Origin of the sequence: Campylobacter concisus (assembly GCF_902460895.1) — a bacterium.
Classification (GTDB): Bacteria; Campylobacterota; Campylobacteria; order Campylobacterales; family Campylobacteraceae; genus Campylobacter_A; species Campylobacter_A concisus_BC.
This window is the reverse complement of sequence record NZ_CABPVL010000008.1, coordinates 10167-22900: the sequence shown is the minus strand read 5'-3', so window position 1 is coordinate 22900 and position 12734 is coordinate 10167. Positions and strand designations below refer to the sequence as shown.

At 35.2% G+C, this 12734-nt stretch carries 13 protein-coding genes and 1 CRISPR repeat array; of the genes, 6 read left to right on the top strand and 7 right to left on the bottom strand.

Annotated features, from left to right (window positions below; translation table 11 throughout):
* From csx20 to cas6, 7 genes are all read right to left on the bottom strand, one after another.
* Nucleotides 1-375: CRISPR-associated protein Csx20 (gene csx20 / locus F3G98_RS09855; protein ID WP_149726109.1), on the bottom strand; the 375-nt coding region annotated here is incomplete at its 3' end.
* Nucleotides 372-1619, bottom strand: coding sequence for a TM1812 family CRISPR-associated protein (locus tag F3G98_RS09850; protein ID WP_103607982.1), 1248 nt, complete (start codon nucleotides 1617-1619; stop codon nucleotides 372-374). The genes F3G98_RS09850 and csx20, both read right to left, overlap by 4 nt.
* A 3-nt stretch (nucleotides 1620-1622) precedes the next feature.
* Nucleotides 1623-2417 carry a hypothetical protein gene (locus F3G98_RS09845; protein WP_149726108.1) on the bottom strand — a complete coding sequence of 265 codons (795 nt, stop codon included), beginning with the start codon at nucleotides 2415-2417 and terminating at the stop codon, nucleotides 1623-1625.
* A gap of 147 nt (nucleotides 2418-2564) precedes the next feature.
* Nucleotides 2565-3233 carry a PorV/PorQ family protein gene (locus F3G98_RS09840; protein WP_103607984.1) on the bottom strand — a complete coding sequence of 223 codons (669 nt, stop codon included), beginning with the start codon at nucleotides 3231-3233 and terminating at the stop codon, nucleotides 2565-2567.
* A gap of 179 nt (nucleotides 3234-3412) precedes the next feature.
* Nucleotides 3413-5611: a CRISPR direct-repeat array (repeat unit 33 nt; unit sequence GTTTCAATCCCCTAGATCGGGGAAATTTGTATC).
* 131 nt (nucleotides 5612-5742) lie between these two features.
* Nucleotides 5743-5928 carry a hypothetical protein gene (locus F3G98_RS09835; protein WP_103607985.1) on the bottom strand — a complete coding sequence of 62 codons (186 nt, stop codon included), beginning with the start codon at nucleotides 5926-5928 and terminating at the stop codon, nucleotides 5743-5745.
* Nucleotides 5929-5957: 29 nt separating this feature from the next.
* The gene (locus F3G98_RS09830; protein ID WP_103607986.1) at nucleotides 5958-6701 is read right to left on the bottom strand and encodes a reverse transcriptase domain-containing protein; all 744 of its coding nucleotides are present in this window, start codon (nucleotides 6699-6701) and stop codon (nucleotides 5958-5960) included.
* 62 nt (nucleotides 6702-6763) lie between these two features.
* Nucleotides 6764-7576 carry a CRISPR system precrRNA processing endoribonuclease RAMP protein Cas6 gene (cas6, locus tag F3G98_RS09825; RefSeq protein ID WP_103607987.1) on the bottom strand — a complete coding sequence of 271 codons (813 nt, stop codon included), beginning with the start codon at nucleotides 7574-7576 and terminating at the stop codon, nucleotides 6764-6766.
* Nucleotides 7577-7729: 153 nt separating this feature from the next.
* Here cas6 and F3G98_RS10935 point away from each other — a divergent pair, with 153 nt between their 5' ends.
* The 6 genes from F3G98_RS10935 (at nucleotide 7730) to F3G98_RS09800 (ending at nucleotide 12687) form a co-directional block, all read left to right on the top strand.
* Nucleotides 7730-7858, top strand: coding sequence for a hypothetical protein (locus F3G98_RS10935; RefSeq protein WP_258030945.1), 129 nt, complete (start codon nucleotides 7730-7732; stop codon nucleotides 7856-7858).
* 74 nt (nucleotides 7859-7932) lie between these two features.
* Nucleotides 7933-8532 (top strand): hypothetical protein, encoded by a 600-nt coding sequence (locus tag F3G98_RS09820; protein WP_103607988.1) that lies wholly within the window; start codon nucleotides 7933-7935, stop codon nucleotides 8530-8532.
* Between the two features lie 94 nt (nucleotides 8533-8626).
* Nucleotides 8627-9013 carry a hypothetical protein gene (locus tag F3G98_RS09815; protein WP_103607989.1) on the top strand — a complete coding sequence of 129 codons (387 nt, stop codon included), beginning with the start codon at nucleotides 8627-8629 and terminating at the stop codon, nucleotides 9011-9013.
* Nucleotides 9014-9140: 127 nt separating this feature from the next.
* The gene (locus F3G98_RS09810; RefSeq protein WP_103607990.1) at nucleotides 9141-10823 is read left to right on the top strand and encodes a hypothetical protein; all 1683 of its coding nucleotides are present in this window, start codon (nucleotides 9141-9143) and stop codon (nucleotides 10821-10823) included.
* A gap of 4 nt (nucleotides 10824-10827) precedes the next feature.
* Nucleotides 10828-11640 carry a hypothetical protein gene (locus F3G98_RS10560; RefSeq protein WP_103607991.1) on the top strand — a complete coding sequence of 271 codons (813 nt, stop codon included), beginning with the start codon at nucleotides 10828-10830 and terminating at the stop codon, nucleotides 11638-11640.
* A gap of 174 nt (nucleotides 11641-11814) precedes the next feature.
* Nucleotides 11815-12687 carry a helix-turn-helix transcriptional regulator gene (locus tag F3G98_RS09800; protein ID WP_103607992.1) on the top strand — a complete coding sequence of 291 codons (873 nt, stop codon included), beginning with the start codon at nucleotides 11815-11817 and terminating at the stop codon, nucleotides 12685-12687.
* Nucleotides 12688-12734 lie beyond the last annotated feature (47 nt).

Genomic DNA, 12734 nt, shown 5'->3' with positions numbered 1-12734 from the left:
ATCCTCATATTCTCTAAATCTTGCATGTTTAAATTCTCGTTTTGTTACAACTTTTCCATTTTCTATATATTCGCTTACTATACGCTTTGTAGTCGCATATATGACGGTTAAGCCTATATTTTTTGCGAATTTTATCATGTTATATGTTGCTCCAAAGTCACCTTGAACTAACAGTACATCGCCGGCACTAGCCTGCTGCGTAAGTCTATCTTTGTAGATATTTATGACATTTACTACACTTTTTTCAAACGGATCTATGTCACTCCACTTTGCATCAGCTATATTTACAAATTTCTCAATTTTTAGATTATCCCTAGCATCCTCCTCTTGTTCTGGAGTTAGAGCGTGATTCATTAGAATAAAAAGAGTTTTCATTTTTTATTTCCCAGTATGTTTTGTACTATACAAAATGAATTATATTTATCTAACATTTTTGTGAGCTCTTTTTTTGAATCTTCTATTTTTTCACTTGCGTTACCGTGAGCTAGATTATTTCTTAGTTTTTCGGCCTCTTTTATAAAATCTCTAAAATTACCAAGGGTTCTTATGCTCTCCAGCTTATTTTTTATATCATAGTATGCCGCACCACTTTTTTTTAGGTACTTTTCATCTCTTAGTTCCATCCATTTTACAAAAGTTCTAGACTCGTGTGTTAGATCATAGGCATTGAAATTTTTACTTTTTCTAAAGGCATCAATATGCATTTTTACATTATTGCCAAAACATTCAAAGCTTTCTGCACAGTAATACCCAATAGCTTCAAATAACAGGGTTATAGAATTTAATAAGTACCCTTTCGAGCTTAACAACCTAGACATTCTATAAAATTTCATAGAATCCTTTTGCTTGCCTATGTCTTGAAGCTCTTTTATATGTTGCTGTATGTCATTAAGGCTACTTTTAAATGTTTCGATCTGCTCATTTTTTAAAATCAACTCTATATTATTTAAAATTTTATCAGTATCGTTACTAAGTGCTTTTAATGAATTAGATAGTATATGGTTTGAAATAGTTGATAACTGACTTGCAAGATCATGAAAATTTTTATTTTTAAATTTAGAGGCTAAAGCTACTGTGTAGTTGTGATTGAAGCTTTCAAGTATATATGAGATATTTGCAAGCTCCAGATACTCTTTTAAGTCGATTATTTCATATTCTTCTCTGGGCTTCATTTCTTTTGCAAAAAATATATGTTTAATTTTGTCTGTATTATTTAAACTTTGAGAGATAAGTGAAATAGTTGCCAAGATCGGGATATGTCTAAATCCATGAGTTAGGTCTATTATGTATTCTTTATCGCCTGATGTTGCATTATTTATGATACGCAAGATATCGTAAAAGTTTTTTTCGCCTTCTATTAAATTTTCATTATTAAATATCTCATCATAGCTATTTCCTAGTTCATCTTTTAAAACTTTAGACTGAATCTTTAGAGCTGTTTCTGTAAATATTGGAACAATATTTTTTGCTTCAAAATTGTCTATCAATAGAGGAAGCATATTTACATATCTCTCTCTTTTTAAAGAATATAACTCTTTTAGTTTGTTATCATATCTATAAATAGGTACGTCATGATCTTCTGCTTTTTTTATAGTTCCCAAAAATGTTACGACTTTCATATCTTACTCCTCATTTTTTATATAGGTCAAATCATAGTGTCTAACACTATAATCATTTGTAGAAACATACTGTAAATGCCTATCATTTGGTATCGCAAACATTGCTCCAGCTATGGCTATTACTTTTTGGCCACCAGTAACGTCAAATACGATATCATTCTCTTTAAACCCGTCTTTTTTAAGCTCTTCATATGTATTTTCTAAAAAATCATAGACATTTTTAGCTTTTTCGAAGTCACCAGCATTCTTTATCTCTATGATTTTTGCGATCTTGCTACCAAAAATATTTTGCACACATTTTGAAAATTTATCCTTATCGTTAAAGGATTGATCAGAACAAGAAATGATTATTTTAGTAAGTGTATCTTTGTGATAGTCTATCGCCCCAAAAGGCATAAAATATTTAAAAGGTTTCATATCCTCAAGTGTTTTTAGTCTTATCAAATCCTCTTCTTTTTCTTTATTCGGACTTAAAAATAGCACCAATGCTTTTGCTTTTTTAGGTTCGTTATTTATGCTTATCTCTACATTAGCAACATTTTTTGGGATTATTTGCTTAACTAGCAAGAATATTGCGATAGAGCCTAAAATTTGAACTAGCATAGTTCCATCTTTTGCACTCCAAGTAAAAATTTCTCCTCCAAAAATTTTATCTAGCAATGCAGACATACCATCGGGTAGCCATGCAAAAAAGACAGCTACCCCAGTTATTATCAAAAACGCCTTAACTCCCAAAAGCGAGCTTCCTAGAAGCGAAACAATTATTTTTTGAAGTTCTCTGTTTTGGTACTTATTCATTTTTTACCTTTATTAAAATTAATAAGTTTGACATTTTATTTAAATTCATATTTCATTTACTTAAAAAGAGTTAAGGCTTGCAAATTTAGTTAAAAATATTTCTAAAAAGAAACATTTAGCCAAAGCATACACCTTGGCTACTATGAACTAAAATTTCGCCGTAATACCCAAAGTCACTATAGGCTGTCCCTTTTTTAGGTCGCTACCATCTAGTCTTTGGCTTTGATAGCCACCATATATATTAAGGTTTGCTCCCTTTGAGATACTTATAGATATAGGCACGCCAAAGCCGTATGTAGAGCCTTTGATATTTTTGATGGCATATAGATCATACTTAGTTTTATCGTAAGATCCACTCACACCGACACTTAACCACTCAGCCACTCTATAGCCGTATGTTGCTTGCACGCCGTATTCTCGCCAGTTTTTAAGATCACTGCCGACATCACCAGTAACAAGGCCGTATTTGTAGTTTGTCTCAAGTGCTACAAACTGATTTTCAGATAGCTTTTGAGACCAGCCAAGTCCGCCACCTATCTCGAGAAATCTATGCACATCCTTGCTTCTAACGCCAGCATGGCCTGCTAAGCGGAAGTATAGCTCGCCATTAGCAGCTTGCACTAAGCCATATTTACCATCAAAGCCAAGAGCGAAAGATGAAGCGCCCCATATGTCAGTACCTTTGTAGTAAGTGTCTAGCGCGATGGCAACTTTGTCGTGATTAGTAGGTGCTATATTAGCTAGATTAGCAGCCTCACTAGCAAAAGCAGAGCTTACAACTCCTGCAACCATTAAAGATAATGCGATCTTTTTCATAAAAACTCCTTAATTTTTTTATTGACGCTTTAGCATCAACTTCGGAGGCAATTATAAAAAGTTTCGTTGTCAGATATGGTCAATATGACGATTATTTTTTTATATACCAACTAAAAAATAACTAAAATGAAATATATCTATGAATTAATACTTGGGAACTATGCTCAATAGATCTGCCCGCTTCAATCCCCTAGATCGGGGAAATTTGTATCAGATTTTCAGCTTTTTCGATTAAGCTTTTGACGACTGGGATGTTGTTTCAATCCCCTAGATCGGGGAAATTTCTATCTAATATGACATGGCACTGATTGACGGCAAATATTGGTGCTACGCGTTTCAATCCCCTAGATCGGGGAAATTTGTATCAGATAAGCAGAGCAAAACAACGGACAAGAAGCACCATCTGTGTTTCAATCCCCTAGATCGGGGAAATTTGTATCAGATATGAGTACGTTAACAGAAGACATAGTTAAGAGAATAGTTGTTTCAATCCCCTAGATCGGGGAAATTTGTATCAGATTCAATGTTGAATTGTTTTGGGACAGAAAAAGCTGCTCCTGTTTCAATCCCCTAGATCGGGGAAATTTGTATCTAATGCGATATGCAAGATATGAATAGGCTTTATCTGTCTTTAGCTGTTTCAATCCCCTAGATCGGGGAAATTTGTATCTAATTGGTCCCTCATCCCACAATGTCCAATCGTTTCTTTCGAGTTTCAATCCCCTAGATCGGGGAAATTTGTATCTAATACGATTATGAAAAAGATTATCAGTTTTACGCTGAGAATTGCGTTTCAATCCCCTAGATCGGGAAAATTTGTATCAGATGTCCCAAAAAGATGCCTTCAGCAGAGCAAACGATATAATGTTTCAATCCCCTAGATCGGGGAAATTTGTATCAGATCTCGTGCTAGTTGATTATTTCTATTTTTTTCCTGCTTTTAGGCTTCAATCCCTTAGACCGGGGAAATTTGTATCAGATTAGAGAGTTTCTTTGATAAACAATCTGAAGAGATAAATACGTTTCAATCCCCTAGATCGGGGAAATTTGTATCTAATGCAAAGAAGACTTTATCTCAAGAAATTCCTTGATAAGATTTCAATCCCCTAGATCGGGGAAAATTGTATCTAATAAGATCAATTGCTGCAGAAGAAATTTTTTCGAAAGAGGTAGTTTCAATCCCCTAGATCGGGGAAATTTGTATCGGATTTTAATGTCAATGGCGAAAAACGTGAAGAGACATGCTTTATGTTTCAATCCCCTAGACCGGGGAAATTTGTATCTAATGATAATGAAAAGAGTATTAATAGCTAGCTTATTGCTAGTAAGCGTTTCAATCCCCTAGATCGGGGAAATTTGTATCAGATCAAAATGGAAAATTTAAAAATATCCTTTTTTCTCAGTTTCAATCCCCTAGATCGGGGAAATTTGTATCTAATGCTACTGATGAAGAGCAAACAAAAAAGTTCGACTTAGCCGAGCTTTTGTTTCAATCCCCTAGATCGGGGAAATTTGTATCTAATACCAAAATTTTAACACAAGGAGTACATTATGGTACGCACAGATAGTTTCAATCCCCTAGATCGGGGAAATTTGTATCTAATTCTAAATGGCTTGGGCAGAAAGTGTTGCCGCCAACTTGTTCCTTTGTTTCAATCCCCTAGATCGGGGAAATTTGTATCGGATTACATTGATGACGACGAGTTCACTGATGTAGTCCAGACTAGACCTAAGTTTCAATCCCCTAGATCAGGGAAATTTGTATCGGATTTTTATAAATGCTCCACTAGCACTTATTCAAACGGAGATGTTTCAATCCCCTAGACCGGGGAAATTTGTATCTAATTTATTTCAACGCAGATTCGGCTTATGACGCCGGGTCTTGTTTCAATCCCCTAGACCGGGGAAATTTGTATCTAATTATATTATTTTTTTTAAAGGATTTACAATGAGAACATCATTAGTTTCAATCCCCTAGACCGGGGAAATTTGTATCTAATTAAATTCTGCGGTGAAGATGCATCGGCATCAGTATTACCGTTTCAATCCCCTAGATCGGGGAAATTTGTATCAGATAAAACTATTTTGTCTTTCCTGAAGAGAGTGACAGTAATGTTTCAATCCCCTAGATCGGGGAAATTTGTATCTAATCTGTTTTTATTTTTTATAAAGGAGATAAAAATGAACACTCCATTGTGTTTCAATCCCCTAGATCGGGGAAATTTGTATCTAATGCAAAAGATGACTTACTACAATATTGACGGTGTGTTTCACGTTTCAATCCCCTAGATCTGGGAAATTTGTATCTAATGTTATAACGCTCAAAATCACCTAGCTTCTGCTGAGTTTCAATCCCCTAGATCGGGGAAATTTGTATCTAATAGCCTAAAAAACGATTGTGAATTAACAATGAGTTTTAAAAGAACTATTGATAGGCCGCATTATATCACAAATGGCAAAATGTTCGAAAATGTGGCTAAAAAAATTTTTCAAATTCGCACTCTTTTGCTTATAGATAGCTTAAGATAGCGAATTTAAGGGCATTTATGTTCTCTACGCTTTGGGCGATCTCTGGCTTTTTGGACGAGGCTGTGAGTTTTGCTAAGATGCGTGCAAATTTATCCTCGCCTATGCTTAGCTCGTGAGCTTTGAAATTTACGCCAAGAAAGGTGAATTCGCTATCTTTGTCGTGCAAGGATGTTTTGGCTTCGTTTAGGGATAAATTTATGTGGTTACTAGAAAGTCTTTTAGTCTGGCAAGCCCTTGCTCGCAGGTTTCACGTGAGCCAAAAAATAGAACAAAATCATCTGCGTATCTTACAAACTCTATACTGCTATGCTCGAGAAATTTATCCATTTGATCAAGGTAGATGTTTGAAAGAAGTGGGCTTAAGACGTCTCCTTGATGGACGCCTTTTGTGTGAGAAGTATAGTCAAAATGCTCGAAAATACCATTTTTTATCCAAAGCTCGATGAGTCTAATAATGCGAGTGTCTTTGATATTTGAGCGTAAAATTTCAAGCAGTTTTGCGTGGTTTATGTTTTCAAAAAAGTCTTTTATGTCGGTTTTTAAGACAAAGTCGTGCGTCAAGCAAAAATCTCTGGCTCGAAAGATGGCGTTTGAGTATGATTTGCCACTTCGGTAGGCGTAGGAGCGGTTTGAAAAGCTCTTGTCAAAATAGCTTGAAAGCTCGCTAATAAGGATATTTTGCGCAAATTTATCTTTTAAAGATGGGATGGCTAGTTTGCGAAGCTCGTCTTTGTTCTCTTTGGGGATGAAGGCTCGTTTTAAGGGCTGGGGCGAATAAGAGAGGTTTAAAATTTCATCCTTTAGCTCGGCAAAAAATGCCTCTGAGCAGAGATCATCTATGCTAAGTCCGTCAAGCCCTAAGGCTGTGTGCTTGAGCCTTTTTAATGCGTACTCAAATGAGCTTTTTGTAAAAATATCCTCTAAATTTAGATCAAACATAGGCTATCCTTTTAGTGCTTTAGTGCTTGGTGCAAAAGCTAGCCAGTGCCACTTATGAAAGGCTAGATCTGCGTCACATCTATCTTGCCTAGTCCAAAAACGGTGCTTTTGCCAACGCCTGTGATAGTGGCTAGCTGTAAAAGCCCTGCTGAGCGCTCATCAAGGCCATAAACTCGCATCTTGCCTATAACGCCACCAAATTGCATCTTGGTGTGCTGGCGGTTTGAGTAGCGCTCAAGGTCGTAAAAGCTAAGCTCTTGCTCGAAACGCTCAAATTTAACTTCAAATTTATCCATCTTCGTGCCTGAAATGCCATCAAATCGCATGGCGATCTGGCGGATAAATAACCTAAAATCTATCTCACTTTTAACAAGGGTGTTCTTTTGTTTTATGCGAAGTGGGGTTTGAAGGCGGATCTCGTAGTCGCCTGCGGTGAAATTTGGTGTGAAATTTAGAGTTTCTGGCTCGGAGTTTAGTAAAAATTTAGTTTCAACCATTTTGCCATTTAGCGCGAAGTGGCTGAGCTTAAATTTATCTCTACTTGCGCCAAGGCCGATCTCTTGCATATTTTTAACAGCGATAGCTACATATGGCAGGTAGCTAACGGCATGCTCGAAAAGCAAAATTTTAAAGTCAAAGCTCGTTTGGCCAAGCTCGATATCTAGCCTAAAATTTGGCGTATCAGAGATGTTTTCAAAAAATTCATCATAAATACAGCTACCAGAAATATCGCATGTGCCGCACTCTTGTCTGACGAAAGGGCAGCTTGCGTACCTTAGTGCGTGTCCGAAGGTGCCTCTAATAGTAGAGCCTATAAATGGGTAGGTGGGCTTTAAATTTGTGCCGCAAACGGCTAACTCTAAATACTTTAGCATGGTTGCCTTTGAGAGATTTTTTAAAATTATACTCTAAAAGAAGCTTTAGCTAGCTGGGGCACGCAAAATGGGCACTTAAATGTCAGTATTTGACGCTGCAAATTTGTAGGATTTCGCCTATTTTCTAAAAAAGTTAAATTTAAAGGATAAAAAATGCAAAAGCGAGATCAAAATATATTGTCTCATATAAGGCGAGAAATTTCTCTTTCAACAAGGGTCAAAAAAGATAAAAGTAGGTATAGCAGGAAGCTAAAGAATAAGTGCGCGGTGGGTTTTGAGTAAATTTATCATCTGCGACACAACCTGTCACGCCACTAGGTTAAATTTTCATCATAAATTAAATCAAAGGAGTATGGATGTTAAGATATATCATAGGTGGCGTGGCGCTTGGAGCTATTGGTTTTGGGCTTGGTAAATATTTTAGTGAGAGTGAGCATTATTGTGATTATTTAAATAAATCCGCACAAAATACAAATGACGAGATAGATAAAAGCACCTTGCAAGATAAATTTTTAGAAATTTATGCAGGTATAGAAAATTTACAAAGAGCACTGCCTACTATACTTGAAGAAAGTGGTCTTAGGAAATTTATAGGTGCTGAGAATGCTAAGGTCATAGAATTTAGCAAAGATGACGAAAAGTATAAATTTGCTCTCATCTGCCTAGTAAATAACAGCAAAAGAGATACTAGCTTTTTAGATAGCCTAAGCAACGTCTTAAGCAATATCTTGCTAAAGATAACGCAAAAAAGGGATGATACAAAAGAGGAAGATAGCTTTTTAAAAGTAGATGCACATCAAGCGGGACTTATATACGCATTAGTTGAAGCAAATAATAAATTTGTAACCATGCTTCGCCGGATAAACGAGATGAAAGATATCGATGTGGTTTTGGACATTTTGCATGAGTGGAAGGAAATTTATGAGAATGACTACTTTAAAAAGGCCTTTGCGTGAGCGGTTTTAATATCAAGCTCTTTTTTTGCATTTTGCAAGAAATAGCTCAAATGCTTTTAAAAATATCAATCAAAAATAGGCTGAGACGGACAAGATGAGCACTACTGATAAATTTTTAAGAGCAAAAGCTTTTGGTAAGTCTTATGAGCTAGATCAAGCTATAAATGAACTTTCTCTTGTGCTTTTTAAAGATGAGTTTATCACAAGAAATATCATTAAATTTAGCGCTCAAGGATTGGATGTTTATAGGTTTGTAAAAACAGATGATGATTTACAAATTTTAAGCGACCTTTCGTTTATGCTTAGATATATGCCTGCAAATATGGCTGGCGAGCAGGCTAAAGATAAAGAGGAGCTTAAAGATTTGTTTTTTACAGCTAGTATTTTGCTAAAGGGTGCCAGCTCTATACAAGAGTTAGCCTTCACTTTTAAAGATGTAGCTAGGTTTTATAAAAACTACTATGGCGGAAAGAGTGCATAGTGGCAAAAGAGGAAGTCTAGTTGTTTATGAATTTATTACTATTTAATTTTTATTAAACTTTTAGAGTGGTTTGACGATATAGAGAAATAATACTTTTGCGGATCATATATAAAAAGAGAGGTAAGAAATGTTGCAAGAAAATACTATTAACTATCTTGATGAAAATACATCGTTCATTGAAAATGAACTTATGCAACTAGATGAAAAATTTGAATTTGAAGCCCAAAAAATAGAGTTAAATGATGATTTGGCACAGGCTTTAAACGAATTTGAAAATTTAAAATCACAACTGCCAAAAGAACAAACCGCAACGCTTCTTGAACTATGTAAGGATAATGTTTTAGATACTATTACCTCACAATTTGGATTGGCTAGCTTATTTATAGATGCACGTGATGGTGGTAGTGTGACGACAACTCATAACTTTGAAAAAGGGATAACATCAAATGCTTCAGATGCAAGTAAATATCAAGAATTTAAAAAAGTACAAGAGCTAAAAGGCGAAGACTGGCAAAAATATCGTCATGATAATTATGATCAACACAACAACTATAAGGCAATGTATGATAATACGGATCAGATCGTGGTAGATGGATATACTAACAAAAAGATACCAAAATCATATACCGATGTAGAGCATATTGTGTCTGTCAAAGAAATAGAGTCAAATGCATCAAATCATCTCTATCTTAGCGTAGAACAAAGAGCCGAAATAGCGTCGAGTGACAAGAATTTAATATATGCTGATCGCGGGGTAAATCGTTCAAAAAAAGATAATAGCTTAAAAGAGTGGCTTGAAGATGGAAATCCCGAGTACACCTCAAAGGTAGACAAAAAAGTAGCAATGAAAAAATATAATGATGCGAAAAAAAATGAAAATAAAAAAAGAACTATTGAGGCTCTAAAGAAAAATTCAAAAGAGCTACTTCAAACTGGCACAAAAGATGCGGCAAAAATAGCAGCTTATTCAGCAATCGGCATTATTCTTAAAGATTTAGTGCAAGGAATAATGATAGAACTTCGCTTGACTTTTGAAAAAAGAGGTAATGAAACATTAAGAGAAATTTTTAATCGCTTTAAAGATAGAGTGAGCAAAATTCTAGTTGAAATAAAATCAAAATGGAAAGATATACTTACAGGCTCATTAGAAGCTGGTATCACTGCCTTTTTATCAAATATCGTAGTGTTTGCTATAAATTTATTTGCAACTACGCTTAAAAGATTTGTAGCAATAATACGAGCAGGATTTGTTTCGTTAGTTCAAGCTATCAAAATTTTAGCAAATCCACCAGCTGATATGCCAAAAGATGAAATAAACTATCAAGCCCTTAAAGTTTTAACTGCTGGACTAATCGGGGCACTATCGCTTGGATTAACAGAAGGAATAGAAAAGCTCTTATTGTCAGTGCCAGTGCTTACTCCGATCATGAGCCTTCCTTTGCCTTTTGGAGATCAAACCATCGGCGATGCGATAGCTGTAACGCTTAGTGCAATGTGTGGAGGGCTGCTAACTACGGTTGCGCTATATTTTATGGACAAGGCTCAGAGAGAAACAAAAGAAAGTAAGATCCAAATCCAACTTATGGCTAAAAGCGGGGAGATAGTTCATATGAAAGCTGCTCAAACTTGGGTTGTGCTTGGCGAAGCGTATGATGAGTTTTTTAACGACGCCAAACAAAGCTATGCTAAGTTTGAACAAGCAAAACTGGAAATCAATCAAAGCACAAAACAAGCAAGCGAGTCTGTAGAAAATTTTTCTAAAACTATGGCAAATTTGAGATCTAAATTAAAACAAATCACAAAGGAGTAAAAAGATGACGGATATGGTGAAAGACGAACCACTTTCTATTGAAATTTTAGAAAGTATGTCACAAAGCAAACTAGAGGAGCTAGCAAGAGAAAAAGCTAGGGAGATATTTTTAAATATCCATAATGCCAATGAAAAAATAAAGGAGGCCAAAAAGCTATCCGTTAGAGCAAGCACAGTAGAGACTGACGGATCAGATGGAATAAATTTTGCAACATTTGGCTTTGCAGGTAAAAGCAGGGAAGATAAGTTATCAGATAGAATAAATTTAACAAATAAAGCTCAAATCAGCCAAAATGAAGCAATTTTTGAACTGTCAAAGATTATTCAGGATTCAATTAAATTTACTCAGCTTACAAGTAAATTTTCAAGTTCTCTACAACAAGCTATGTCTTTTCTTTTTAAAAATGGTCTAAAGGATGCAGATGGCAACATCACAAAGCTTAGCAATGAGAGTGCGAGAGCATTTTGCGATATTTTAGAGGCAGCCGATCAATTTGCTGCAAGTCAAGCAAGACTTGATTATAAAATAGATCAAATTTACTCTAACTTAGATAAAAACCATCAGATAGACGAGAAACAAAGCCAAATTATACAAAGCAATTCTAATAAGATAAGTGAGCTACTTTTGCATATGGATGAAAAGGGGCAACTAGATCAAGAGCAAGAAAAGCTAATAGCCAAAAATGCACAAGCCATAATGGCCAATACTGAAATTTTACGCAACCTACAAACAAGAAAGGATACAAAAATTTATATCATAGCCATAGCTTCGCTATTGCTTTCAGTGATTAGTATCGTTTTACACTTTATAAGATAGTGATAAAAAATCTTATTAGCGTAACTAAATTTTATTTAAAATATGTAATGTAAATACTATGCATAAAACATATATACGATTTTAAATTTAATTTAAGCATCGATTAATTTTCAACACAAATTCATTCTAATGTGCTTATAGGATAAAATAGCGAAAATTTTAAAAGGATTTAAGATGCACTCACACGACAAGATAGCCTTTAGGCTCGCTCAAATTTTAATAAAGCTAAATGACGGAGCAAGGCTTAGCATAGATGAGCTCACAGAGGAATTTAGTGTCAATAAAAGAACCATTCTAAGGGACTTTGAGCGCCTAAATATACTGCCCATAGAAAAAGCAAATGGCAAATACTTTTTGGCTGATTATGCACTTGGTAAGCTTAGCTATAAAGATATCCATGCATTTGCCATACTGAGTGGAGTGAAGTCTTTGTTTCCGGACCTAGACGATAAATTTATAAGCGACATCTTAAACGAGAAGCTAAACAAGGCCTATCTCATCAAAAATCAAGGCTTTGAGGATCTGCAAATTTCAAGAGCCGAGTTTGAAGAGATAAGCGCTGCTATCATTAAAAATAAGATAGTTGAGTGCTCTTATAACGCTAAATTTAGGTCACTAAAACCATACAAACTGATAAACAACAATGGCGTCTGGTACCTGCTAGCAGATGATAGTGGTAGGCTTAAAAATTTCACCCTTTCAAAGCTTGAAAATATAAAGATAAAAGATAGCACATTTAAGCCAAATGAAGAATTTATAAACCGCATCAAGCAAAACGATACAAACTGGTTTTCAGATGTGAAATTTGAAGTGATACTGGAGATAAAAAGCGAGGCGATGAGCTACTTTAAAAGAAAGAAATTCTTGCCAAATTTTAAAATAATAAGCGAGGATAAAGATAGGATCATCCTAAGCACAGAGGTAGCCTATGACGATGAGGTCCTGCGCGTGGTCAAATACTGGTTGCCATTTATCAAGATAAAAGAGCCTGAATATCTAAGGGTGAAATTTGAGAAATTGCTTGAAGAGTATCTAGAATGCAGTTGATAATTATGTAATATTTTTCGTTTATCTTTTTAAAGAAATACATGTTA

What these genes read in the sequence shown, in the direction of transcription:
- F3G98_RS09830 (WP_103607986.1), bottom strand. Translation starts at nt 6,701, where the DNA reads ATGTTTGATCTAAATTTAGAGGATATTTTTACAAAAAGCTCATTTGAG.
- cas6 (WP_103607987.1), bottom strand. Translation starts at nt 7,576, where the DNA reads ATGCTAAAGTATTTAGAGTTAGCCGTTTGCGGCACAAATTTAAAGCCC.
- F3G98_RS09840 (WP_103607984.1), bottom strand. Translation starts at nt 3,233, where the DNA reads ATGAAAAAGATCGCATTATCTTTAATGGTTGCAGGAGTTGTAAGCTCT.
- F3G98_RS10935 (WP_258030945.1), top strand. Translation starts at nt 7,730, where the DNA reads ATGCAAAAGCGAGATCAAAATATATTGTCTCATATAAGGCGAGAAATT.
- F3G98_RS09810 (WP_103607990.1), top strand. Translation starts at nt 9,141, where the DNA reads ATGTTGCAAGAAAATACTATTAACTATCTTGATGAAAATACATCGTTC.
- F3G98_RS09845 (WP_149726108.1), bottom strand. Translation starts at nt 2,417, where the DNA reads ATGAATAAGTACCAAAACAGAGAACTTCAAAAAATAATTGTTTCGCTT.
- F3G98_RS09850 (WP_103607982.1), bottom strand. Translation starts at nt 1,619, where the DNA reads ATGAAAGTCGTAACATTTTTGGGAACTATAAAAAAAGCAGAAGATCAT.
- F3G98_RS09815 (WP_103607989.1), top strand. Translation starts at nt 8,627, where the DNA reads ATGAGCACTACTGATAAATTTTTAAGAGCAAAAGCTTTTGGTAAGTCT.
- F3G98_RS09800 (WP_103607992.1), top strand. Translation starts at nt 11,815, where the DNA reads ATGCACTCACACGACAAGATAGCCTTTAGGCTCGCTCAAATTTTAATA.
- F3G98_RS10560 (WP_103607991.1), top strand. Translation starts at nt 10,828, where the DNA reads ATGACGGATATGGTGAAAGACGAACCACTTTCTATTGAAATTTTAGAA.
- F3G98_RS09820 (WP_103607988.1), top strand. Translation starts at nt 7,933, where the DNA reads ATGTTAAGATATATCATAGGTGGCGTGGCGCTTGGAGCTATTGGTTTT.